Origin of the sequence: Streptomyces sp. NPDC020379 (genome assembly GCF_044387105.1) — a bacterium.
GTDB lineage: Bacteria > Actinomycetota > Actinomycetes > Streptomycetales > Streptomycetaceae > Streptomyces.
In genome coordinates this window covers 71230-95297 of record NZ_JBIRVR010000018.1, presented here as the reverse complement: position 1 = coordinate 95297, position 24068 = coordinate 71230, and the positions used below count along the sequence as shown (strand labels likewise).

At 71.4% G+C, this 24068-nt stretch carries 19 protein-coding genes and 1 pseudogene; 7 read left to right on the top strand and 13 right to left on the bottom strand.

Annotated features, from left to right (window positions below; all coding sequences use genetic code 11):
* Positions 1-181 precede the first annotated feature (181 nt).
* Complete coding sequence (locus ACH427_RS22985) at positions 182-1108, bottom strand: hypothetical protein (RefSeq protein WP_398871944.1); 927 nt, start codon at positions 1106-1108, stop codon at positions 182-184.
* A 154-nt stretch (positions 1109-1262) separates the two neighbouring features.
* Positions 1263-1919 carry a Crp/Fnr family transcriptional regulator gene (locus ACH427_RS22980; RefSeq protein WP_398871942.1) on the bottom strand — a complete coding sequence of 219 codons (657 nt, stop codon included), beginning with the start codon at positions 1917-1919 and terminating at the stop codon, positions 1263-1265.
* A gap of 244 nt (positions 1920-2163) precedes the next feature.
* On the opposite strand from ACH427_RS22980, the gene panD reads away from it, so the two are divergent.
* Positions 2164-2586 (top strand): aspartate 1-decarboxylase, encoded by a 423-nt coding sequence (gene panD / locus ACH427_RS22975; RefSeq protein ID WP_398871940.1) that lies wholly within the window; start codon positions 2164-2166, stop codon positions 2584-2586.
* Positions 2587-2663: 77 nt separating this feature from the next.
* On the opposite strand, the gene ACH427_RS22970 is transcribed toward panD, so the two are convergent.
* The 4 genes from ACH427_RS22970 to ACH427_RS22955 form a co-directional block, all read right to left on the bottom strand.
* The gene (locus tag ACH427_RS22970; RefSeq protein ID WP_398871938.1) at positions 2664-3677 is read right to left on the bottom strand and encodes a hypothetical protein; all 1014 of its coding nucleotides are present in this window, start codon (positions 3675-3677) and stop codon (positions 2664-2666) included.
* A 162-nt stretch (positions 3678-3839) separates the two neighbouring features.
* Positions 3840-4736, bottom strand: a complete 897-nt coding sequence (locus ACH427_RS22965; RefSeq protein WP_398871936.1) for a methionyl-tRNA formyltransferase — start codon at positions 4734-4736, stop codon at positions 3840-3842.
* Positions 4733-4942 (bottom strand): MbtH family protein, encoded by a 210-nt coding sequence (locus tag ACH427_RS22960; protein WP_398871934.1) that lies wholly within the window; start codon positions 4940-4942, stop codon positions 4733-4735. The genes ACH427_RS22965 and ACH427_RS22960 overlap by 4 nt, the downstream gene beginning before the upstream one ends.
* Positions 4943-5072: 130 nt before the next feature.
* Complete coding sequence (locus ACH427_RS22955) at positions 5073-11348, bottom strand: amino acid adenylation domain-containing protein (RefSeq protein ID WP_398871932.1); 6276 nt, start codon at positions 11346-11348, stop codon at positions 5073-5075.
* Between the two features lie 206 nt (positions 11349-11554).
* On the opposite strand from ACH427_RS22955, the gene ACH427_RS22950 reads away from it, so the two are divergent.
* Positions 11555-11743 (top strand): hypothetical protein, encoded by a 189-nt coding sequence (locus ACH427_RS22950; RefSeq protein WP_398871930.1) that lies wholly within the window; start codon positions 11555-11557, stop codon positions 11741-11743.
* Between the two features lie 157 nt (positions 11744-11900).
* Here the strand turns inward: ACH427_RS22950 and gap are convergent, their stop codons facing one another.
* Both gap and ACH427_RS22940 read right to left on the bottom strand, forming a co-directional pair.
* Positions 11901-12899, bottom strand: coding sequence for a type I glyceraldehyde-3-phosphate dehydrogenase (gene gap, locus ACH427_RS22945; RefSeq protein WP_398871928.1), 999 nt, complete (start codon positions 12897-12899; stop codon positions 11901-11903).
* Between the two features lie 108 nt (positions 12900-13007).
* Positions 13008-13964 (bottom strand): GlxA family transcriptional regulator, encoded by a 957-nt coding sequence (locus ACH427_RS22940; RefSeq protein WP_398871926.1) that lies wholly within the window; start codon positions 13962-13964, stop codon positions 13008-13010.
* Between the two features lie 244 nt (positions 13965-14208).
* Here ACH427_RS22940 and ACH427_RS22935 point away from each other — a divergent pair, with 244 nt between their 5' ends.
* Entirely contained in the window at positions 14209-14865 is a 657-nt protein-coding gene (locus tag ACH427_RS22935; RefSeq protein WP_398871924.1) for a hypothetical protein, read from the top strand.
* Between the two features lie 289 nt (positions 14866-15154).
* On the opposite strand, the gene ACH427_RS22930 is transcribed toward ACH427_RS22935, so the two are convergent.
* The gene (locus ACH427_RS22930) at positions 15155-15814 is read right to left on the bottom strand and encodes an MSMEG_1061 family FMN-dependent PPOX-type flavoprotein (protein WP_398871922.1); all 660 of its coding nucleotides are present in this window, start codon (positions 15812-15814) and stop codon (positions 15155-15157) included.
* A gap of 404 nt (positions 15815-16218) precedes the next feature.
* Between ACH427_RS22930 and ACH427_RS22925 the strand changes: the two genes are divergently transcribed.
* Positions 16219-16347 (top strand): SapB/AmfS family lanthipeptide, encoded by a 129-nt coding sequence (locus ACH427_RS22925; RefSeq protein WP_398871920.1) that lies wholly within the window; start codon positions 16219-16221, stop codon positions 16345-16347.
* A 163-nt stretch (positions 16348-16510) separates the two neighbouring features.
* Here the strand turns inward: ACH427_RS22925 and ACH427_RS22920 are convergent, their stop codons facing one another.
* The 3 genes from ACH427_RS22920 to ACH427_RS22910 all read right to left on the bottom strand — a co-directional run bounded on the left by ACH427_RS22920 (position 16511) and on the right by ACH427_RS22910 (position 19307).
* Entirely contained in the window at positions 16511-16984 is a 474-nt protein-coding gene (locus ACH427_RS22920) for a hypothetical protein (protein ID WP_398871918.1), read from the bottom strand.
* A gap of 198 nt (positions 16985-17182) precedes the next feature.
* Complete coding sequence (locus ACH427_RS22915; RefSeq protein ID WP_398871916.1) at positions 17183-18490, bottom strand: hypothetical protein; 1308 nt, start codon at positions 18488-18490, stop codon at positions 17183-17185.
* Between the two features lie 259 nt (positions 18491-18749).
* On the bottom strand, positions 18750-19307 hold the full coding sequence (locus tag ACH427_RS22910) for a TetR/AcrR family transcriptional regulator (RefSeq protein WP_398872051.1): 558 nt from the start codon (positions 19305-19307) through the stop codon (positions 18750-18752).
* A 215-nt stretch (positions 19308-19522) separates the two neighbouring features.
* Between ACH427_RS22910 and ACH427_RS22905 the strand changes: the two genes are divergently transcribed.
* Together ACH427_RS22905 and ACH427_RS22900 are read left to right on the top strand one after the other, a co-directional pair.
* A complete protein-coding gene (locus tag ACH427_RS22905; RefSeq protein ID WP_398871914.1) occupies positions 19523-20482 on the top strand; it encodes an alpha/beta hydrolase family protein in 960 nt (319 codons plus the stop codon).
* A gap of 811 nt (positions 20483-21293) precedes the next feature.
* Positions 21294-21632 carry a MerR family transcriptional regulator gene (locus ACH427_RS22900; protein WP_398871912.1) on the top strand — a complete coding sequence of 113 codons (339 nt, stop codon included), beginning with the start codon at positions 21294-21296 and terminating at the stop codon, positions 21630-21632.
* Between the two features lie 497 nt (positions 21633-22129).
* Here the strand turns inward: ACH427_RS22900 and ACH427_RS22895 are convergent.
* A pseudogene (locus tag ACH427_RS22895) lies at positions 22130-22699 on the bottom strand (MFS transporter); the annotation flags it as partial.
* A 214-nt stretch (positions 22700-22913) separates the two neighbouring features.
* Here ACH427_RS22895 and ACH427_RS22890 point away from each other — a divergent pair.
* Positions 22914-24053 carry a GDSL-type esterase/lipase family protein gene (locus tag ACH427_RS22890; RefSeq protein ID WP_398872049.1) on the top strand — a complete coding sequence of 380 codons (1140 nt, stop codon included), beginning with the start codon at positions 22914-22916 and terminating at the stop codon, positions 24051-24053.
* Positions 24054-24068: the final 15 nt, after the last annotated feature.

The window sequence follows — 24068 nt, the reverse complement described above, 5'->3', positions numbered from 1 at the left end:
ACGTTTCCGTACGGAGCGAAGACAACGGACCACGGGTTCCCGGAACCCGCTGCCATGGCCTTGAGAAGCTCATTGACCTCCTCATCGGGGTCCGCGTCGAGCGGACTGGGCTGAGGAGGGTGCTCGTCAGCTGGTTCAGCTCGGCCCGGCAGAGATTCTCCGTCCGTTCCGTCCGCCGCGGTCACGAGCGGCCCTGGTTTTTGTCACCATGCACCCGGTCCCCTTGGAAGCCCCGGACACGGCCGGCTTTGTTCCCACCTACGTGGTCCCCGGCGATGTGCTGATTGCTCACACTCTGACCACCGTGCACCGTACCGGTATTGATATTGCCGTTCGGCGCCTTGTTCGTCATCCGCCCGCCTTCGGATCCGCCACGCCGACTCACCGAGTGGCCGTCCTTTTCGGCCTGTTCGTCTACCGCAGAGCCAAGAATGTGGCGATCGTGCAGTGGTCCCGAGGGTAGCGGCACGTAGATCCAGGCCCGTTGGGCGAACTGCTTGCCTTCGACGGTCGCCGGCACCTCGATGAAGTGATCCAGATGACGCCCTGTGTAACCACTGGCGACGACGTCCTCGTAACAGCGGTCCGACAGAATGGCCGCCACATGCGTGATGTTCTCCTTGGAGGAGGCCAGCACCGCCTTGACGGGGCGGGAGTCGAGCAGGCGGTGCGTGTCGTTGCGCGCCGTCCCATTGCCCCCGAATTCGTCATCGGTGTCAGGCAGCGGACCGATGTGCAGACTGACTCGGAGCCTGATCGGCACGACTCCGAGGGAATGGACGTTGAAGTCGGTCAGCACTTCCTGGAGGGTGAGCAGCCAGGGATGGACAACGAAGGGCATCAACGACGGGTCGAATCCCAGCACATAGCCGTCACCGGTGGACGCGGGGAACTTGCGCTCGTTCCACAGCTCGGCCAAACCCGCCCTCTCCAGCGAGGTCCTGATCAAGTCGGGCACTGCCCGGCTGATCACCTCATGCTCGATGGCCGGGTGACCGGTGAAGCCTTTGGCGTCCACGGCGACGATTCCGCGGTACGGAGGAAGGAGGCGGCTGCGGGTGTAGGGCGCCGCGGTGGCCCTGGGCAGTTCGGCACCGTGATCGTGCATCGTCAAACTCCTCTGTGAAGATCCGTCCGGGCTCGAAACCGGCCCGGACGGACGGGGACGCGCTGGGAGCGCTGTGCCCTTCGAGCTTCACGGAAGTGCGGGGAGCGTTCCGCTCCCACAGTGCAGAAGAACGGTGACGGGCATCACAGCCTAATCACTCAGTGGCGCGCCCCCGGACCACACATCGCAGATAGACCTCATCGGCGACCTCGATGCGCGTCCGCTCAGCGCGCACCCGTTCCGTCCCGAACCGCTTCAGCACCCCACTGACGGAGTTCCGTCCGACTCCCAGATGCTGCGCCAGCTCTTCCCTGGTGATGGAGAACGAGCGCGCGCCGGAGATCTCGACAAGGCGGAGAAGTGCCAGCGCGAGCCGCCGACCGATGTCGCCCTCGCACGCCTGGGTCTGCTCACGGACCCGGCTCACCGCATACTCGGCAAGCTGACTCGCCAGATTGTGCCGTTTGACGAAGTCCCGGAATTCCTCTGCGGGAACCACAGAAACTTCACATTCGCTAATTGCGCGAACGTGGGCCAGTCGCCCCCCACCATCCTGCACGGCCATCTCACCCAGCACCTCACCCGGCCCTCGGAAGGCCAGCAGCCGATCCCTGCCGCCGGATTCACCGCGAACCACCTTCACCATGCCGCGGATCAGCGCAAGCACATGCGTTCCAGAGTCACCCTGCCGTAACAGGGTCGCACCCGCCGAGTGTCTCTTTCGTGGGAAGCACGTCAGCCCCTCCCACGCCTCGCCCGGCACGAGATCACGAAGGATACGCGCCGGCGAGACATAATTCTCTTCGCTCATGCGATCACGCTAGATGAATTCTGTGAGCTTCGAGGCGGAATACTTTGTTCCCTTCCTGGCAATCTCCTATTCGCATGCGACAGAACCCAAATTCTGGACAGCCGGGGCGCCGGGGAAGGCCAGTGCGCGATCAGTGTGAGTGCAGGAGTCAGGGCCGCCCGGACCCGCCAATCGCTATAGTGGTCGGAGACCGCCCTTGACCTGCGTAAAGCAGGCAGGGAGCAGACACCTCAGGAGTTTCTCCATGCTTCGCACCATGTTCAAGTCCAAGATCCACCGCGCCACGGTCACCCACGCCGATCTGCACTACGTCGGGTCCGTGACCATCGACGCCGATCTCATGGACGCCGCCGATCTACTGCCCGGCGAGCTCGTGCACATCGTCGACATCGACAACGGCGCGCGCCTGGAGACGTATGTGATCGAGGGCGAGCGCGGGTCCGGGGTGATCGGGATCAACGGGGCCGCCGCGCATCTCGTGCACCCCGGGGATCTCGTCATCCTCATCAGCTACGCGCAGGTCGAGGACGCGGAGGCCCGCGCCCTCGTGCCCAGCGTCGTGCATGTCGACGCCGACAACCGGATCGTCACCCTGGGCACGGACCCGTCGGTCCCGGCCCCCGGCACCGAGCGCAGCCCGCACGCGGTGGGCACGGGCGGGAGCTGAGGGCCGGGAGCCGGGGGCGGCCTCCTCGCGGTGGTCCCGTGCCCGCGCGGCCGGAGGCGGGCCTCCGCACGACCGCCCTATGCGGCCGGCTTCTGCAGCCAGCCCGCCTCGGTGGTCCAGAACATCTGGCGCGCTCCGAGGTAGTCGCGGGCGAAGCCGGTGAATCGTTCGCGGGTGTACGGCTTGCCGGTCTTGGGGTCCTTGGCGTTGATGTCGGGTTCCTGGACGGCCATCGCGACGAGGGGAAGGGCGGCCTTGTACGCGTGGAGGAACTTGTAGGAGTTCTCCATCTGGTACGGGCGGTCCGGCAGGGTGTCCGGGCCGCCGATGCCGATCTTCTTGTCCCTGGCGAGGTCGAACATTTCCTTCATGCGCTTGTGGTCGTCGTCGTCCGGCAGGAAGTTGACGTACTGGATGAACTGCGTCTTGGCGAAGACCTTCTTGCCGAAGCGCATGTTGTCGATCTCGGCGTCGATGTAGGACTTCGAGGTGTACTTGGTCTGATCCGTCTTGGTGTCCACCTCGACCGCGGTCTCCGGAAGGTTCACCCCGGCGAGCTTGCCGTCGAACTTCTTCGCCATCGCCTTCAGCATGGCCTGGAAGTCCGTTCGCACGCCCTTGTTCCACTGCGCGACCATGGCCCCGTGGGTGGTGGGGTTGTCGGGGTTCTCATCGATCGTCGGCGCGACCCCGCTCTCGTCCTTCACATACTGGGGGACGTTGGCGTCCTTCATGGCTACGTCGAAGAACCGGTCCTGAACCTGGACGAACAGCTGCTTGTGGCGTTGCTGGAGATACGTCAGGGCATGGTCCAGTCGCGACCACTTGTACTCCCCCTTCTTCCCCTCAAGGGCCTTCCAGGGCACCACCACCTGCACGCCGCCGATGTCCTTACGGTCAATCATGGCCTTGACCTTCGGATTCTGGCCGGACGTGGCATCCTCGAAATCGCCGAGCGACATGTACAGATTGTCCGTCACCTTGCCGTGGGAAACGGCGGGGGCGGGAGCCGCGGCGGCGACCCCCGCGGTGGCCGTCAGGGCGACGGCCGTGAGGACAACAGATCCGACTGCACCACGTGACATCATCATGAGCGGGACGCTATGGGAACGTTCTTAGCGAAATATAAGAGCGTCCCTCCAACTGGTGCGGGCGGCCCGGGCGGTCGGTTCACCATGGGGCAGTGGCCACGTCGCCGTGCCCCTCGCGGGGACCGTCTCACCTCATACGCCGGGGCCGGCCGACGGGTGGTGTCATGCCGGGTCCAGCTGGTCGGCGGCCAGCACCCACAGGTCACCGGTGCCGCAGGAGATACGGCGGCCGGTTCCCGGTGGCGGCTGTGTCAGCGCGGTGCGGCGCAGCCGCCAGCGTGTTCCGTCGATCGTCGCGACCGGGCCCTGCACCCGGGGATGGTGACCGGCGATGTTCCACGCACGCACCTGTGTGTGGATGTGCGTGGCCGGTTCGGACCAGTCCACCGTGGCGTAGTCGTCCGAGAAGAATCCGGCCCAGGTGGCCTCGCGCCGTGGCTGGGGTTCGCCGGCGTCCCCGTCCGCGAGCCGCCGCAGCACGTGCGGCAGCATCGCCGAAGCGGCCTCCAGCACTCGTGAGTTGACGCCGGTGAACGACCACATCCGGTCGTCCAGAGGGATGGTGGTGCGGGCCAGTACGGCTCCGCTGTCCAGCTGGGCGTCCATGCGGTGCCAGGTCACGCCGATCTCGCGTTCGCCGTTGCGCACGGCCCATCCCACGGGGTTCGGCCCCCGGTAGGAGGGCAGGTCGGAGGGGTGGCAGTTGATCGTTCCCAGGCGGGGGGCGGACACCGCGGCGGCGGGCAGCTTCCTCGGGTAGCCGTAGCTGACGGCTGCGTCCGGGGCGTAGGCGCGGAGGAGTGTGGTGATCGATTCCGGGCCGGCGGGGACGGCCAGGTCCACTCCCGGTGGCAGGTCGTGCTCGCCGAGCACGTGCCCGGGCCAGTCGGCGGGGCGCCGGTAGCCGATCACCACCGGGACCTGGTGGCCGAGCGCGCGCAGCGCTTCGACCAGTGGCGGAGCGGTCTGTGGCAGCGCTGCCACGACAGCGATGCGCAAGGCGGGGACGGTCTCCACAGCGGGGTCGGCCGTGGCAGCGGGGTCGCTCGCGGAGGTCATCGGGCGACCTCGGCGGTGCGCAGCGAACGCGGCTGCGGATCGGTCCAGTTCGTCTCGATCCAGGCCAAGCAGGTGGGCCGGTCGGCGCGGGGGTGCACCTCGTGCCAGCCGGCCGGGATGGTCAGGTGAGCGGGCCAGAGGCTGTGCTGGTCCTCGTCGTTGGCGAGCACGAGGAAGGTGCCGTCGGGGTCGTCGAAGGGGTTCACGGGGCTCCTCGGTGGCGGCGGCGCGGATGGCCGCCACCTTGTTCTGTGGTCGGTCGGGGAAAGCCGTGGAGGGGCGGCTGGGTAGGCGCCGGTCCGGTCCCGCCCCGGCAGCGGGGCGGGACCGGTGGCGTCAGGTGTTCGCGGGTGCGAGTGCGGCGGCCAGGGCGGCCGGGGTGGCTCGTCGCATCACCTGGGCCAGGGTGGCGGCGGGGTTGAGGTGGTCCCGCAGGCGCTGGAGCAGGCGGGCGGCGAGGAGGGAGTGCCCGCCGAGGTGGAAGAAGTTGTCGTCCACGCCCACCCGCTCCAGGCCCAGGACGTCGGCGAACGCCTCGGTCACCACGCGTTCGGCCGCGGTGCGCGGTGCCCGCGTCCCGGTCGGCTCGCGCCGGGGTGCGGGCAGGGCCCGGTGGTCCACCTTGCCGTTGACCGTCAGCGGCATCCGCTCCAGCACCACCACCCGGGCGGGCAGCATGAAGTCCGGCAGCACCCGGGCCAGCGTCTCCCGCAACGCGGCGCCTTCCAGGGGCGCGGCGGCCTCCGTGGAGCCGACGGCGTAGCCGGTCAGCTCCTTGCCGCCGCGTCCGTCCGGACCGGCCACCACGGCGGCCTGGACCACACCGGGCAGGGCGGCCAGGGCGGCCCGCACTTCGCCGGGCTCGATCCGGTGTCCGCGGATCTTGACCTGGTCGTCGTTGCGGCCAATGAACTCCAGCGTGCCGTCCGGGAGTCGGCGCGCAAGATCGCCGGTGCGGTACATCCGCGTGCCGGGCGGCCCCCAGGGGTCGGCGACGAACCGGCCGGCGGTCAGGCCCGGTCGGCCCAGGTAGCCCCGCGCCAGTTGGTCACCCGCCAGGTAGAGCTCTCCGGTCAGCCCGTCGGGGACCGGCCGCAGACCGCTGTCGAGCAGCAGCACGCGCGAGCCGGGCACGGGGGTGCCGATGCCGGGCCGGGCGGGCCAGTCGGCCGGCTCTCCGGTGACCTCCCCCGCGGTCACCACGTGCGTCTCGGCCGGGCCGTAGTGGTTGTGCAGGCGCTTGCCGCCGCGTGCGCACAGCTCGCGCAGCTGCGGCCCGATGACGAGCGCCTCGCCGGCCTGCACCAGGTGTCGCAGGTCGGGCAGCAGCTCGCGCTGTCCGTCGGCGAACTCGCACAGGGCCGCCAGTACGGGGGTGGGGGCGAAGAGTTCGGTCACCCGGTGGGTCCGCAGCCAGGCGGTCCAGGCCGCGGCGTCGGCGCGGGTGTCCGCGTCCGGCACGGCCAGTGTCCGTCCGGTGCACAGTGCGGTGAGGACTTCCTGGGTGGCGACGTCGAAGGCCATCGAGGTGAACTGGGCGGTCACGGCGTCCGGTTCGGCCGGGAAGCGCTGCTCGTGCCAGTCCACCAGCCGGTCCAGGGCGGCGCCGGGCATCACCACCGCCTTGGGCACGCCCTGTGTCCCGGAGGTGTGCACCACGTACGCCGGGTGGCCGGGCAGCCGCGCCGGGCGGACCGGGCCACCGGCGGGCAGCGGCTCGGGGGACACGTGGTGCGGCTCCAGCCGCAGCCGGGGCACCTCGGCGGGGATCTGGGCCAGTGCCCGGTCGAACTCCTCGTGCTGGACGAGCAGCGCGGGGCGGCCCTCGGCGGCCAGTGCCGCGACCCGTGGTGCGGGGTGGCGCGGGTCGAGCCACAGGTAGGCGGCACCGGCCTTGAGGACGGCGAGCATCGCCGCCACCGCGTCCCGGCCGCGTCGCAGGCACAGGGCCACGACGTCCTCGGGCCCTGCGCCCCGGGCGGTCAGCTCGATGGCCAGGCGGTCGGAGGCCGCGTCCAGGCCCTGGTAGTCCAGCACCCCGGCGCCGTCCACCACGGCCGCCCGCCCGGGAGCCGCCCGCACCCGCGCCGCGAACCGCTGGAGCACGGGCACGGGCGCCGGCAGGGGCTGCGGCGTATCCGGGCGGGCCGCGGCGGCGGGGCCGAACGGGTGCGTGGCAGGCACGGACAGGTCCGCGGCCAGCGCGTCCAGTGCTTCCAGCAGTCGGGCACCGATCTCCCGCGCGCCGTCTTCGGTCAGCCGTCCCGGCTGGTACTGGACCCGGACGGTGGTCCGCTCGCCGGGTGAGACCAGCAGGCACAGCGGGTAGTGCGTGCCGTTCTCCACCCGGCTGGACGTCACCCGCACGTCGGTGCCCCACGCCGTGGCGAAGGCGTCGGTGTACGTCTCCAGCACGACGACGGTGTCGAAGAGTTCGCGCAGTCCGGCGGACCGGGTGATCTCGGCCAGGCCCAGGTGCTGGTGGGGCATCATGTCGGTTCGCTGGCCCTGGAGGGCCGTCAGCAGGCCACCGCGGTCGCCGACGGCGGCGGTGTCCACCCGTACGGGCACCGCGTTGTTCATCAGGCCGACCATGGACTCGACGTCGGGCAGGTGCGGGGGGCGGTCGGCGACGACCGTGCCGAACACCACGTCGGTGCGGCCGGTCAGCTGGGCCAGTACCAGTGCCCAGGCGCCCAGGACCAGGGTGTTGAGGGACAGCGCCCGCTCACGCGCCCGCGCCCGCAGCGCGGCCGTACGCTCGGCGGGCAGCTCGAGCAGCACGGTGTGCGGGCGGCCCTGGTGTTCGCCGTCCGGGGAGGTCAGCAGCGTCGGCTCGTTGACGCCGTTGAGCATGGCGCGCCAGCTCTTGGCCGCCAACGTGGCGTCCTGGGCGGCGACATGGCGGTGGTAGGCGAGCGCGGACGGCCGCGCGGCGGGCGTCGGCACCGCGCCTGAGGCGGCCTGTCCGTACAGCTCGGCCAGGTCGGCGAGGGCCACCTGCATCGACCAGCCGTCCATGAGGATGTGGTGGTAGCTCAGCAGCAGCCGGGAGCGCCGCTCGTCCAGACGCAGCAGCACGGTCCGCAGCAGCGGTGCCACGGCCAGGTCGAACGGCTCGTCCCGGTCCCGGCGGGTCTCCTCCTCGGCGGCCCGCTCCCGCTCCGCCTCCGGGAGGTGGGTGAGGTCGGTCTCCCTCAGCGGGATCTCGGCCGTCCCGGGCACGGTCTGCACCGCACTGCCCTGGCAGTCCCACCGGAACCGGGCCCGCAGTGCCGGGTGTTGGGCGGTGAGCGCGGACAGCGCCGCGCGCAGTGCGGCCGTCTCCACCGGCCCTTCGAGGTCGAGTACGGTCTGGACGTGGTACGGGTCGCCTGCGCCCTCGCCGCGGTGGGCGTGATAGAGCAGTCCCTCCTGGAGCGGGGAGCAGGGCCACCGCTCACCCTCGCGCTGCGCCGGCACGGTCGGCGCCGCGACGCGCCTGCCCGTGCCCGTCTCCGCCGCGCGGGCCAGCGCGGCCAGGACGTCGGCCCACTCCGTGGCCAGCTGCTCGATGTCACGGCTGTCCACCAGCCGCGCCGACCAGCGCCAGACGGCGGTGAGCAGGGGTTCCCCGGTGCGTTCGTCGACGACGGCGTTGATCTCCAGCGGGTGGGACAACGGCTGGCGGCCGGCCCGGTGGATGCCCAGCACGGGTGCCTCGGCGGCGTAGGGCCACGGTTCCCGGCCGGGAACGGCGTACCGGCCCAGGTAGTTGAACAGCACCGGCCGGCCCGGCGCGCGGGAGAGCAGACCGGCGGCTTGCGGGTGCAGATAGCGCAGCAGCCCGTACGACGCGCGGTCCCGCGGTACTCGCTGCCACTGCTCCCGGACGGCACGCACGGCGTCGGCCAGCGCCGCGCCCTCGCCGCCGGGATCCGCCGCGGGGCGGACCGCCTGCTGGGGGCACTCCAGCCGGGCCGGGAACATGCAGGTGAACCAGCCGACCGTGGCGGAGACGTCGGTGGAGGATTCGGCCTCCACGGTGTCCCGGCCGTGGCCTTCGGTGTCCAGGACCAGCGTCCCCGGACCGCCGCACCGGGCCGTGGCCACCGTCAGCGCGGCCAGCAGCAGTTCCTGTGTGGTGGCGCCGAAGTACGCGGGGGCGGTGGTGAGCAGGGTCCGGCCGACCTCGGCGGGCAGGACCGACTCGAGGGTGCGGGAGGTGCCGATGGTGTCCAGTTCCGGGTCCAGCGGTCCGCGCGCGGGCCAGGGTGTGGCGGCCGGGGCGGTCGCTGCCTGCCAGTGCGGCAGGGTCGCCAGCACCTCGGCACTGCCGGCCCGGGCGTTGTGCTCCCGCACCCAGCGGCGGTAGGCGGTGGCCGATCCCCAGGCGCCCAGCGAGCGCGGCTCCTCGGCAGCCCGCGCCAGATCCTGCGTGAGCACCTGCCAGGAGACCCCGTCGACCACGAGGTGATGGGCGGCCAGCAGCAGGCGCCCCGGCCGTGCCGGGCCCGCGTCCCACCACACCGCGCGCAGCATCCGCCCGGCGGGCAGGTCCAGCGACCGCATGGCGTTCTCCACCGCCGCCTGGACCGCGTCTTCCGACGGGACGTCAGGCTGCTCCCGTACGTCCACCACCTCCAGGAGCCCGGCCGCGTCCACCTCTCCCGGCGGCAGCACCTCCGGCTGCCACACGGCCTGAGCGGAGGGGTCCGGCAGCCGGGTGCGCAGGGCGTCGTGCCGGTCGAGCACCGTCTGAAGGGCCGCTGTGAGCACCCCGCGCTCAAGCCCTGGGGGCGTCTGGACCAGGACTGTCTGGACGAATTCGGCCACGCCCTCGCCCTGTTCGCGCAGCCACAGCGCGATGGGCGGCAGCTCCAGCCGGCCGGTGGCCGACCGGTGCCACAGGTCCGCGGCCGGAGCGGCCGCCTGAGCGGCTCCGGCCAGGGCACCGGGGGTCCGCAGCCGGAAGACGTCCTGCGAGCTGACCGCCATGTTCTCCCGCCGCGCCCGGCTGACCAGGCGCATCGCGGTGATGCTGTCGCCGCCGAGCGCGAAGAAGTCGTCGTCGGTACCCGCCCCGGGCAGGCCGAGCACCTCCGCGAACGCCGCGCACAGCGCGCGTTCGGCCGGCGTGCGGGGCACACCCGCACCCCCGCTCGCCGCCACAGGCGCGGGCAGAGCCGCCCGGTCGACCTTGCCGTTCACGGTCAACGGAATCGCGTCGATCAGGATGACGGCCGTGGGCAGCAGGTACTCGGGCAGCACCCGGCTCAGTTGCGCGCGCAAGTCCTCCCCGGTGACGCCGGGTTGTCCGCGTTCGGGAACCGCGTAGCCGAGCAGCCGGCCGTCCCGTGCCACCACGACCGCCTGGGCCACCCCGGGCAGCGCCGCCAGGGCTGCGCGTGCCTCGCCCGGCTCGACCCGGTGGCCACGGATCTTGACCTGGTCGTCGTCCCGTGCCAGGTACTCCAGCGCGCCGTCGGGCCCTCGCACGGCCAGGTCACCGGTGCGGTACATCCGGGTGCCGGCCGGGCCGTACGGGTCAGCGACGAACCGTTCGGCGGTCAGCGCGGCCCGGCCCAGGTATCCCTGGGCGACCTGCTCCCCGGCCACGTAGATCTCGCCGGGCTCACCGGCGGCGACGTCGGCCAGGTCCGGGCCGAGCAGCCGCACGGTGGCCCCGGTCAGCCCGGTGCCGATCGGCACCCGCTCCCCGCTCAGCGGCTGGCCGGGAGGCAGCGGGTGGAGCGTCGCGAAGGTGGTGGTCTCGGTCGGACCGTAGGCGTTCCCGAGCACCAACTGCGGGCAGGCGGCCCGGATCCGGGCGAACGCCTGCGGGCTGGCCGCCTCGCCGCCGGTGACCACTGTGTGCAGGCCGCGCAGGGCTCCCGGGTCGTCGGCTGCGATCTGGTTGAACCACGCGGTGGTGAGGAAGATCCCGGTGACACCGTGCGCCGCTACCAGGGCGGCCAGCCGGTGCGCGTCCACCCGGTCCTCGGCCGGCACCACCACAGTGCCGCCGCGGGTGAGTGGCAGCCACAGGTCGTGGCTCAGCGCGTCGAACCCCAGGGCGGAGACCAGGGCGGTGACCCGATGTCCTGGCCCGTCCCAGCGCGGGTCGGCGGCGAACCGGGCCAGGTTGCGGTGGGTGAGCCGCACGCCCTTGGGGCGGCCGGTCGACCCCGAGGTGTAGAACACGCAGGCCAGACGGTCGAGTTCGGCATCCGGTCCGGTCACAGCCAGGACGGGTGTCGCGTCGTGGGCAGCGCCGGGAGAAGCGGGCACGGCAACCCTCGGCAGACCGCCCGGGTGAGCGGATGCCTCAGCGGGGACGAGCACTGCCACGCATCCCGCGTCGGCCTCGATGGCCGCCAGCCGCTCGGCCGGCGTACGCGGATCCAGAACCACCGCGGCGCCACCGGCCTCGAAGACCGCGAGCAGCGAGGCGACCAGCCGCGCCGAGCGCGGCAGCCGCAGCGAGACCGTCACCCCCGGGCCGACACCGGCCTCACGCAGCCGAGCTGCCAGTTCTCCTGCCCAGAAGCAGAGTTCGCGGTACGGCCGGCTCCGGCCGTGCTCTTCCACGAGCGCGGGGCCATCCGGGTCGCGGAGAGCCGCAGATGCCACGGCCCGGTGTACAGGAAGAAGAGCATCGGCATCGCCGACGGGGCACGGCGGTGCCCCTGCCCCCGCTGAAAGGATCATGCCGATATCCAAGCGGCGCCGCGGCACCACACCGTCACCCGTAACCCGGATGGAGCAATCGAACCACCCGATCGAGAAGGCGACCTCTCCCGCCGGAACAGCCCCAGCCGCCTTACCGAGCAAGGAAGGTGACAAACTATCAGGAAATGCCCCTATCCCCCTTCAGCTCGCCCGGCATCGGCCACCTCACCGTCGATCTGACCGCCTTTCCGGGGATCGTCGATGGCCGGCGCCGTCACCTGCTCGCCCTGCGGCGCTACGGCTGGGCGACCACCCCTGGCATCGCCGCTGTGCGGCATCGCGGCAGGCCTTCCTGATCGACGTGCCCACCGGGGACCGCCGTGATCGCCCTCGGGCGGGCGTTCTCGGCCAACGCCCTGAAGACACGCTCTCCGGTCGTCCTGAGCGGCCGGGCTGAGCGTCAAGTGTCAAGGGAAGTGCCGGGCGGAGACCGTCGCGGCCGGCGGCCTCCGGTCAGCCGGCGGCGAGGAGCTCCAGCGTGTCGATCACCCGGTTCGAGAAGCCCCACTCGTTGTCGTACCACGCGACCACCTTGACGTGGCGGCCGTCGACACGGGTGAGGGCCGAGTCGAAGATCGACGAGGCGGGGTTGCCCGTGATGTCGGACGACACGAGCGGGTCGTCCGAATACTCGAGGACGCCGGCGAGCGGCCCCTGTGCCGCGGCGCGGTACGCGGCCAGCACGTCGTCGCGCGTCACGTCGCGGGCGACAACCGTATTGAGCTCGACGATCGAACCCACCGGCACCGGTACGCGGATCGAGTCGCCCGACAGCTTGCCGTCGAGGTTCGGCAGCACCAGGCCGATCGCCTTGGCGGCGCCGGTCGTGGTCGGCACGATGTTGACGCCGGCGGCCCGGGCGCGACGGGGGTCGCGGTGCGGGCCGTCCTGCAAGTTCTGCTCCTGCGTGTAGGCGTGCACCGTCGTCATGAACCCGTGCTCGATACCGGCGAGTTCGTCGAGGACGGCCGCCAGCGGCGCGAGCGCGTTGGTGGTGCAGGAGGCGTTCGAGACGACCGTGTGCGCGGCCGGGTCGTAGGCGTCGGTGTTGACCCCGAACGCGAGCGTGACGTCCGCGCCGTCCGACGGCGCGCTGACGAGCACCTTCCGCGCGCCCGCGTCGAGGTGGGCGCGGGCAGAGGTGGCCGAGGTGAAGCGGCCGGTGGCTTCCAGGACGATGTCGACACCGAGTTCTGCCCACGGCAGCCGCGCCGGTTCGCGCTCGGCCAGCACCGTGATCCGGCGGCCGTCGACGACGAGGGCGTCCCCGTCGACGGTCACCGGACGCCCGAGCCGGCCGGCCGTGCTGTCGTAGGCGAGCAGCCGGGCCAGCGTGGCGGGCTCCGTCAGGTCGTTGAGGGCGACGATCTCCAGGGCGCTGTCGCGCTCCAGCAGCGCGCGCAGCACATTGCGTCCGATGCGGCCGAATCCGTTGATGGCGATGCGAGTCATGAGTGAGGTCCTTTCCCTTCGCCACCAGGCTCGCCCGCCGCTCGCACCGCCGACAGTGGCGGGATCGCCATGGTTCACAAGGATCTCGCCATGGATCCCGCCACGGTGCTATGCGCCCCGGGTGAAGGTGCGCCGGTACTCGCTCGGTGTGGTGCCCAGGATGCGCTGGAAGTGCAGGCGCAGGTTCGCACCGGTACCGAGGCCGACATCGGCGGCGATCTGCTCGACACTGCGCTCGGAGCGCTCCAGCAGTTCACGGGCCAGGTCGACGCGGGCGCGCATCACCCACTGCATCGGCGTACAGCCGGTCTCCTCGACGAAGCGCCGCGAGAACGTACGCGGCGAGACCTCGGCCCGCCGCGCCAGTATGTCGAGCGTGAGGGGCTCGCCGAGCCGGTGCAGCGCCCACTCGCGGGTGGCGCCGAAACGCTCGCCGAGCGGCTCGGGGACACTGCGCGGCACGTACTGTGCCTGGCCACCGCTGCGGTAGGGAGCCGCGACCAGCCGGCGGGCCGCGTGGTTGGACGCGGCCACCCCGAGATCGCCGCGCAGGATGTGCAGGCACAGATCGATGCCGGAGGCGGCACCGGCCGAGGTGAGCACGCTGCCCTCGTCGACGAACAGCACGTTCTCGTCGACCTGGACGAGCGGATACCTGGCCATGAGCGCCCGCGTGTAGTGCCAATGCGTCGTGGCACGCCGGCCGTCGAGCAGACCCGTGGCGGCGAGCGCGAAGGCCCCCGTCGAGATGGCGGCGAGCCGCGCGCCCCGGCCATGGGCGGCGATCAGCGCGTCGACGACGGCCCGCGGCGGGTCGTCGCGGTCCGGGAACCGGTAGCCGGGGACGAAGACGATGTCGGCCCACGCGAGCGCGTCGAGGCCGTGGGCGACGGAGTACGACAGCCCGTCGCCGCCGGTCACGAGACCGGGCGTCGCCCCGCACACCCGCACCTCGTACGGCATGCTCGCCCGGGCCGTGAACACCTGCGCCGGAATTCCGACATCGAGCGGCTTCGCACCTTCGAGCACGAGGACGGCAACGCGATGCGGGCGAGAGGCTGGCACAGGAAGAGATTACGCGGGGCGCGACGTCGAAACGCCCACCGCGTGGGCCGGGCAGACGACAGGGAAAGCCCCGACAAGGCGGGCCGACGCATTGCTCCGCGTACGCCGCCGAGGCCGGTGACGACTTCGCACCGCCGGATTTTTGGATGTCCCGGCGCCGTCATATCGTTCACGAGGGGCGGCCGCGGAACCGGTGCCGCCGCTCGGGAGGCCCCGGGCAGAAGACCTGAGCAAAGGAACGGCATTGGACCTGGACCCCGACCACTCCTCGGCGCGTGGCGACCAGGAAACCCTGCGACGCGTACTGCTGACCGCACTGGAGCAGGCGGGCCTGCCGGGCCCGCCGCGTGAGCTGCCCCTGCCGCTGCACCCGGCCGCCGCGGAGGTGGCCCGCCGGCTGAACACGGCGGACGCGACCACCGGTCCGGCCGAATGGCCGGTGGAACTCCCCGGCTCCTGGCAGCCCGCCGAACGGGCCACCTTCGCCGCGGGCGTCCGGCTGCTGGCCGCGGTATGGCCACACATGCTCGACGAACTCCGGGCGACGGTCTCCCAAGTGACCCTGCTCGACACCCTGCCGACCGATGCCGCCGCACTCGGCGTCGCCGCGCTCGACCGCCGGTCCCTCACCCCGACCCCCGCCGGCCTCCCGGGCTCGGTCAGGCTGGCCGAGGCCCTGGTGTACGAGGGCACGCGCTGCCGCGGCGCGGCGGAGGCGGCAGCGCGTGGAACGGCGGCAGCCGAGCCGTCCCACCGGACGGTGGCCCTGGCGCGCTGCGTCCTGCTGTACGAACGCCTGCTGAGCGCGGGCCCGGCCGCGGAGCCGGCGATGGAGGAACGGTACGGGCGGTTGCGCGCGGAGTTGGGGGCGACGGCGGGAGGCGGCGACCTGCTGGGTTGACCGCCCCCACAGGCCGGATATGGCCGGTGTGGATGCCATTGCCGGTCTCGGCAAGACCAGTCGGCGGAACTCCCGAAGAACAGGAGGAGCCCGAGCGCGCACAGGACATAAAGGAAACTTCTGCGTTCCACTCGTCCGCTTCTGGATAAAAACACCCACAACATTGCAGGGCGCAAAGAGTGAGCTCCGCGCGAGCGGAGGTGAGCTCTCGGTGGGCCCTCACCAGCTCCCCCACGACTGCTCTCGTGACGCGCCAGCCTGGCGGTTCAAGCAATCACAGGCCGGCCTGTCACTCGTACCGGTATTTCAGCGAGTCCGCCTCCGCCCGCTCGATGTCAGCGATCGTCAGCTCCGGCATCCTCAGCTGAGCCAGTGTCACCTCGGCCGAGGTCGGCTGGGCGTCCGCCGACAGCCACTGCTCCGGCTTCCAGGCCGCGCCGCGCAGGAGCGCCTTGGGGCAGTGCGGGTAGACCTCCTCGATCCCGAGCACCAGCGCACTGGCCGGCGGCTTGCCCACGGCGGTCAGCTGTGACAGCAGCTCCGGGCGGGTGGAGACGCAGGCCCGGCCGTTCACCCTGAGCGTCGTGGTGCGGCCCGGGATGACGAACAGCAGCCCGGCTCGTCCGGTGGCAACGACGTTCCGCAGGGTGTCCAGGCGCTTGTTGCCGGTCGCGTCAGGTATCGCCACCGTCCGTGCGTCCAGGACGGCGACGAACCCGGCGGGACCGCCGCGCGGGGAGACGTCACAGTTGCCCTCGGCGTCCGCGCTGGCGATCAGGACCAGTGATGAGCAGGCGATCAACTGCCGTGTCTGTCCGGTGAGTTCGGTCATCTGCTTCCGCACGGCCGCGTCACTGGGGGCATCGTAGGCCCGGCGCAGCGCCTCCTGGTCGCGCACGGCGTCGAGGCGGAGCGAGTCGAAAGCACTGCTGGCAAGGTGTGTCGTCATGCCTCCGACCCTAGTCCGCGGTCCTGGAAACGGTCTTGGCCGGTGAGCGCGGGGACATATGGACAGCCACGCGAAGACTCCGGCCATCCGGGCGACGCCCGCGGATGGGGCCCAGCGGCTGGAGTCCCTTTTCGCTGCCCACCGGGACACAGTCGGCCTGGATCCTGCGCTGGAGTTCTACTCGCCGCGCAGGTCTCGGTGGGCGACCTATGACGGTTCGTCAGCCTTCAGGCAGTGTGCCCGATGCAGGCTGGGCGAACGTTGGCCGGGAAGCCGGTGCCGTCATCGTGGCCGGCTCCATACGCTGTGCGCTGTCACGAGGAACAGCGGCCGCCGACGGGCGGCCCCGGCGACAGTGCGTACCGCACCGCGCGATTGCCTCTTCATAGAAGGATGGAGCCGACGTGGCGCTCCTCGACCTGCAGATGCTGCCCCTGGGCAAGCCTGACTATCTCGCTGGAAATCAGGCCAAAGCAACCAGTCATGCGAGTCTCTTTCTCTGTCCCAGCATGATGACCGTGATCTTCTGCTGACGACCAGTGGCCTTCCTGCGCCCGCACAAGTGCCGAAGGCCACCGCCCGCGACGAGGGCGGACAGCGGGAAGGGCTCTGGTCGACCGAGCGTGATCGGTTCATGAGGGTCAGCGGACGGCGGATGCCGTACGCCGACAGCCTGTCCAGCCCTGTTCCGCGCGCTCATAGGGGTGGGGCCTCGACCTCGAGCCACCGGTGCCGGCGCGCGCCCCGGTACTCCAGGACGTGCCAGCCGAGGTCCTGCAGGGCGCGGGCGCAGCGCTGGAGCCCTTCGTGCTGCTGGTAGAGGGCACCGCTGCCGGGCGGTCCGGTCCATTCGACGCGGACGATCCGGTTCTCACGGCGCAGGCGGTACCCGGTGGCGGTGCGCCGGCCGTCGGCGTCCAGCGCGGATGCGGGAATCCCGGCGTCCTCCAGGGCGAGGGCGATCGCCCGCAGCGGCTGGAGACGCTCCCATGGCGCGGGGGCGGTCACCGCGTGGCCTGCCGGCGGGTTCGTGATCTCACGGATCTGCCGAAGCCCCGCCATGGCCTGCCGCACGGTGGCCGCACGGTCCTCGGCACAGGCACCCGCGCCGAGACCGGAAGAGCATTCGTCTCCGGTGAGCACAGGGAAGCCTGCCGGGGCGTCCGTCACCTTGTCCCCCCTCTGCTTCGCGGCGGTAAGCCCGGAGGCCGGGCGTTCCCGCGGTCCCTGGCCCCCATGATGCCGCCCGGGGCCGACATCAGCGGGCGGACCGGTCCTGCCGCTGGGGGCGTGTGCGCAGTTCGGCGGTGATGACGGGGGCGGGTGTCGACACCGTCGCCCGCCTCCGGGTGTCCGGCCTCTTGCCCGTCAGGGCAGGCGGCGCAGGAAGATGTCGCCGACCTCGTTGGTGTCGCCGGGGACGAGGTTTTGCGCCCAGCTGTCGAAGACCACGCGGTGACCGGACCGGTCGACCGAAACGCCACCCGAGCCGGCGTCGCCCTCGGCTCCCCCGTCGGAGACGTCCAGCCGCTCGATGACGCCGGTGCGCAGATCCCGCATGTAGACGCCCCGCCAGCCTGGGGAGCCCGGATTCATGCTGCCGGGGACCGAGGTGAAGAACACCCGGCGGCCGTCCGGGCTCATGACCGGGTCGTTGCAGTCGCCATCGGTCGGGGAGCCGTCCCGGGCGAGGTTGACCCGCCGGATGGATCCCGTCCGCAGGTCCGTGACGTAACAGTCCCAGCGGCCGGTGTCATGGTCGCGGCCCGGAGCGATGCCGGGCGTCCCGGAAGAGAAGGCCGCGTACCGCCCGTCGGGGGTGAGGCTCGACTTGAGCACGGTGTCGGCCGCCTTGCCGTCCCGGGTCCGGGCCGCGGGCACGGTGCGTCCGGTGCGCAGGTCGTGGACGTAGAAGCTGCCCGTACGCCAGGAGTGGAGCCTTGCCGCCCCCAGGTTGTCGGCCAAAGAGTCGAAGCCGATCCGGCTGCCGTCGGCACTGATCACCGGCCCGGAGGACAGTGAGTTCGCCCGGCTGCCGTCGGAGGCGACGCTCACCCGCCGGGTGGTGCGCTTCCAGCGGTCGCGCACGTACACGTCCTCCTGGCGCGGGCCTCCGCCGGGGACCAGGTCCGTGCGGTCGGAGGAGAAGGCGACATAGCGGCCGTCGGCGCTGATCGCGGGGGATGTCGCCCAGCCCTTCCGGTTCCCCTCCCCCAGGAGGGGCTCGGTCCGTCCCGTCAGCCGGTCGCGGACGTAGATGTGCTGGTCCGTGACGTGACCGGGGCCGTTCTGCTCGGCGGTGGAGGAGAAGGCGACGTACCGGCCGGTGGCGCTGAGCGAGAACGAGTACACCCAAAGCAGGTCGGGATCGGGGTCGTTCGCCACGTTGGCCTGCTCGACGGCCCGGGTCCGCAGGTCCTTGAGGTAGAGCTTCCGGGTGTTCGGCGCGCCGGGCAGCAGCGTGCGGGCGCGGGAGAGGAAGGCGACGTAGTGGCCGTCGGCGCTGATCGCCGGCTCGGACGACGTGCCGTCACCCTGGGTGCCGTCCGCGGCGACGCTCACGCGCTCGATGCGCGGATGGTGGGGCCGTGCGGGGGTGTCCGCCGAGGCGGCGGGTACGGCCGTCGCACAGGCCCCTAATGCGGCGGCGAGCACAGCGATTCGTCTGAGGCGCATGCTTTCCCTCCACGGTGCCGCTCCGGTACGAACCAGGGCAGCCAATCCCGCGGGGCGCGGGCAGTCAACAGGGAAGGAGCGCCTCCGGCCATGGATACGGCCGTTGAGGGAGCGGACCCGGGCGGTGACCACCGGTGCGCCGGCCGGGCAGCGTGCTCGGGCCCTACGAAGCCTCCTCGGCGGCCTGGCCGGGACGAGCCGCGGACTCGGTCCTGTCGCGACGGACGGGGAGGAATGCCCTCGTTGAGGCCGGGCGGGGTCATCGCGTGTCGTCGCCGTCAGGTGCGTGCGGTCGACGCAGCCCCTGGAGGAGGAGTTCGACCAGCCGGCGGGGGTCGTAGCGGGGGTCGCCGTCCCGTCCGACGCAGAGGTTGCCGATGCCGCGCATGAGTTCGTAGGGCTGGATGCCGGGCCTGATGTCACCGGCGTCGGTCGCGGCGTCGAGCAGTTGGGCGCAGACGGGCATCAGGCGGTCGAGGAAGTGGGTGTGCAGCGCGGCGAAGCGGTCGTCGTCGGATTGCAGGGCGTCGGCGAGTCCGTGCTTGGTGACCAGGAAGTCGACGAACAGGTCGATCCACTGGCGCAGCGCGTCGAACGGGGAGGCCGCGTCGGCCAGGAGGCTCGGGCCGGCCTCGGCACATGCCTCGATCTGGTGGCGGTAGACGGCGGTGACGAGGTCCGCCCGGGTCGGGAAGTGGCGGTAGAGCGTCCCGAGTCCGACGCCCGCCCGGGCCGCGATCTCCCGGATCGGCGCATCGACCCCCGAGGTCACGAACACCTCCGCGGCGGCGTCGAGCAGCGTCCGCTGGTTGCGCATCGCGTCCGCCCTCTTGCTCCTGGCGGACGCCCCTCCCGGCCGGCCTGTAGTGGGCAACGCGCTCTCCTTCCGCGGCCGTTGACGAAACGGATCGCTGTTCCGTATTTTAAGTGGAACAGTGATCCGCTTTCAGCTTAGCCGAAGGCGGGCGCTCCGCCTTACCCGCCGCCGGCCACACGCGACCGGCGGCAGGGCCATCGAAAGGCACACTCATCATGAGTAATCCCGCTTACGCGGCCGACACTCTCGGCTCGCCCGCGCCCGTGCTCTCGGTCAGCCCGTTGGTGCTGCCGGCTCCCGGCCGTGCCGTGGACCTGCAGGTGCGCGTCTCCGCTCCGGTGACCGGGAGCGGACTGCCGGTCATCCTCCTCTCGCACGGCCTCGGCTTCTCGAACAACCTCTCCTCGCTGAACGGCTACGCCCCTCTCGCGAACTTCTGGGCCGCACACGGCTTCGTCGTGATCCAGCCGACCCATCTGGACTCCAGGACCCTGAGCCTGGATCCCGGCACGCCCGGAGCTGGAGCGCACTGGCGCACCCGGGCCGAGGACATGAAGCGCATCCTCGACCAGCTCGACGCGGTCGAGGCCGCCGTCCCGCACCTGCCCGGGCGCCTCGACCGGAGCCGGGTCGCCGTGGCCGGGCACTCGATGGGCGGGCACACCGCGAGCCTGCTGCTGGGCGCCCGGCTCACCGATCCGCACGACGGAACCGAGGCCGACCTGGCCGAGCCCCGGATCACGGCAGGTGTACTGCTCGCCGCGCCCGGCCGAGGCGGTGACGCCCTCACCGAGTTCACCGCCGAGAACTACTCGTTCTTCCTGACCACGGACTTCTCCACGATGACGACGCCCACGCTCGTGGTCGCCGGTGACAAGGACGACTCCGCGTTCCTCACGGTCGCCGGCCCGGCCTGGCACACCGATCCGTACGCGCTCTCCCCGGGCCCCAAGTCGCTGCTCACGCTGTTCGGCGCGGAGCACGGGCTCGGCGGGGTCTCCGGATACGACGTCGCCGAGACCACGGACGAGAACCCCGAGCGGGTCGCCGCACTCGCGCGGCTCACCTGGGCCTACCTGCGCAGCGAGCTCTACCCCGGGGACACCGCCTGGCAGGCCGCGCGTGACGCGCTGACCGCCGGCCCCGACCCGCTCGGACGGGTCGAATCCAAGTAGGCCGGGCAGGCGCCGCCTCCGTGCCGGACCGGCGGAACGCGAGGGCCTGCGGCGCCCTCCCCTCCGAGGCGGATTACCTCTCCATGCCACACGCGGAAATCTATCTCGGCGAGAGTAGACATTGGGCGGCAGCGTGGATATGGTTTCTCTCGTAACCCAGAGAAGTCCGAAGGGCCGGGCAGAGACGAACTGCCGGGCAGCAGTACACGCAGTTGCAGTGCGCAGGACGGTGCGGTGGTGGAGTTCCGGAGCCAGAGCGGTTGCAGGACGGCGACGGGACTGACGACCGGACCGGGTGGCCCGTAGTCATCAGGGGCCGCCAAGGCAGTACCGCAGTATCCGCAGGTGGAAGTACCCAGCAGTGAAGCAGTGAGCAGCACCTCGGTGAAGGCGTCGGCTGCGGGCGCGCGCACCGGGAAGTCCGGCAGTGGGGTTCCAAGCCAGAGCAGACGCAGGACGGGCGACGGGGCTGGCTGCCGGAACGTGGCGCTGGGACAGGCCACAGCACGACAAGCGGTTCGCAGTACGCCGCTTGACAAGCAGTTGATCACCAGAGGAAAGAACGGAGGAACCAGGCGCCATCAGGATCGCCCGGACGCCACGCGGGTCCGGGTACCGCAGGACATCGATAGTGAGGTGGTCTCCGGTCAAGCAACCGCGATCCCCGCAGCCCCGACGCCGTTCCGGTCGGGCGGGCGGAAAGAGAGAGCCGGCGCAGGATCAAGGCCGGCAGATGGTGTAGCAGTTCCTTCGGGGCCCGGGTGCCGTCTGGCACCCGGGCCCCTCCACGCGTTCCGCAGAGAGAGGTTCCATGACAGCAGACGACTCCTACGAGCGACTCGATGACGACGACTACCCCGCCTACACCATGGGCCGGGCCGCCGACATACTCGGCACCACCCAGGGCTTCCTGCGCGCGATCGGCGAGGCCCGCCTGATCACCCCGCTGCGCTCCCCCGGTGGGCACCGGCGCTACTCCCGCTACCAGCTGCGCATCGCCGCCCGCGCCCGCGAACTCGTCGACCAGGGCACCCCCATCGAGGCGGCCTGCCGCATCGTCATCCTCGAAGACCAGCTCGCGGAAGCCCAGCGCATCAACGCCGAACACCGCAAGGCGGCTGGGCCCTCGGACCCCGCGGCGTCCACCTGAACGGGCTGAGGCACCCCGCCACCACGGAGAACGATCCGCCTCCCGGCAGGGGACACCGGCAGAGCCCTGCTCCTGATCGTCCTCGTCGAGCCCCAGCCCGGCGGCGTCCGGATCCCGACGCCCGGTAGACCCGCCGACAGGCCCGCTCACGAAACCGCAGACGGGCCGCCTATGAGACCTGTTGGGGCCAACAGGTCTCATAGGCGGCCCGTCGTCGCGGTGACGAGGACGGGCCGCCGGGCCTGGGGAAGAGCAAGGAGGCTCTGGGCAACGTGAGCCTGGAGACGATGCTCACCGAGATCGGCAAACTGCTCGCGGTCCGGGCGGTCGGGCTGCCGGCGAACCTGTTCGTCCACCTCGCACCGAAGGTGGTGGCCGGCTGGCGAGCGCGGGCCACGGTGGAGTCTCCCTCCCATCTGCGGACGCGCCCGCTGTCGTCGCGGAGCGGTGGGAAGCAGGCAGGAGGCAACCAGACGCTTCCCTCTCTCCCGCAATCGTCATGTCGTGAGATCGGCACTGGCCGGCTGAACGGCTTCCTCGGGTCGCCGTTCCCGAGCGTCCCGCCCACCCGCGCGGTCCATCTCGCGCCACTCCGGCCGCAGCCCGGTCAGGTTCGTGGTGAGGAAGTACGCGGTCCCGCCCGCGAGCAGCACGGGCGCAAGTCCGACGGAGGCCACCACGGCCCCAGCGATCAGTCCGCCGAGAGGGATACCGGCCCAGGCCAGTGAGTCACCGAGCGCGCTGACTCGGCCCAGCATCCGGCGCGGCACCCGCTCGAAGAGGACGGCCCCCAGCACCGGGTTCACGAATCCCGCCCCGAACCCACTGACGGCGAACACCGCCAGGACCGCTCCCATCGGCGCCCCGGAGGCGAGAATCAGGAATCTCGGCGCCCCGGCCAGCAGGAACCCGGTGAAGAACACCGCCCGGCGTCGCAACCGGTGCGCGGCCAACGCAGCGATCAGACTCCCCGCGGCGGCCGTGGCTCCCATCACACTTCCCATCAGGCCGATCGCAGCCGGGCCGTTGCCGGACTCTTTGGCCCAGACGGGCATGAGTACCGTGGCGAACCCCCGCCCGCTTCAAACAAGTGCCCGCCGAGTCCCGGCCCTCCGCTGATATACCGGTCTTGATCCGAACGGTTCCCTTTCCGCCCGCTCGTAGGCGGCGAGGGAGTTGGAGTGGCGAGGAGTTGCTCGTGCGTCGAAGTGGCAGGGGAAGCACTCATGGGTGCGTACAGGCAGACGGACCCGAGAGCGCTGGGGAGCGGTGACGGTGGTGATGCGGGCATTTCCGCTGGTGGGCGGGGCGGTTGAGATACGGGGTGCGCTGGATCTGGAGAGGACGCGGGCGGGGGTGATGCCCCGCCGGCTGCCCGCGTGGACCAAGGAGCAGTATCAGGATCCATCCGTCTACGGGGTGACGTTGATGCCTTCCGGGGTGCGGCTGGTGTTCCGCACCGATGCGCGCGCGTTGGAGTTCGAGGTACTCACCTCCACGGGGCAGCTCGACGGCGACCCCCGGCCCCGCCCGACCGGGATGCTGGAACTGCTGGTGGACGGTACTCATGTCGCGCGCCGGCAAGCACCGTTGGGCAATGTGATGCGGATGGCGGGCCCCCGGGCCGCGCAGCAGCTGGTCCCGGGGGAGCCGGGGACCGTACGGTTCGCGGGGCTGCCGGCCGGCATGAAGAACGTCGAGCTGTGGCTGCCGCAGCAGACCCCCACGGAACTGGTGGCATTCCGCGCCGACGGCGAGGTGCTGGCACCGCTGCCGGACGGCCGGCGCCGCTGGGTGCACCACGGCAGTTCCATCAGCCACTGCCTCGAAGCCGACGGCCCGACCGGCACCTGGCCGGTGGTGGCGGCTGCGCTCGGGGGCGTGGAGGTGATCAACCTCAGCCAGGCGGGCAACGACATGCTGGACCCCTATGTCGCCCGGACGATACGCGATATGCCCGCCGACTTGATCAGCCTCAAGGTGGGCATCAACATCGTGGCTCTGGGCACCTTCCGGCTACGGACGTTCGGCCCGGCGGTGCACGGATTCCTGGACACGATCCGGGACGGTCATCCGGAGGTCCCGCTGCTGCTGGTGTCCCCGGTGAGCTGTCCGGCACTCGACACGGCCCCCGGCCCGACCACGATGGGCCCGGATGGGAAGATCACAGCCCTGGGCGACCCGGCCGATGTGGCCCGTGGGGCATTGTCGCTGGAGGTGGTCCGTGACGAACTGGCCCGGATCGTGGCGGCCCGGCGAGCACGCGACCCCCACCTGCACTATCTCGACGGACGCGAACTGCTCGGCCCGGACGAGGTGGGCGACCTTCCCGACGGCCTGCACCCCACCGCCGCCGCATACCGGCGGATGGGCAAACGCTTCGCCGCGTACGCCTTCGCCGACGACGGCCCGTTCCGCTGAGACCTTCGCCTGTGT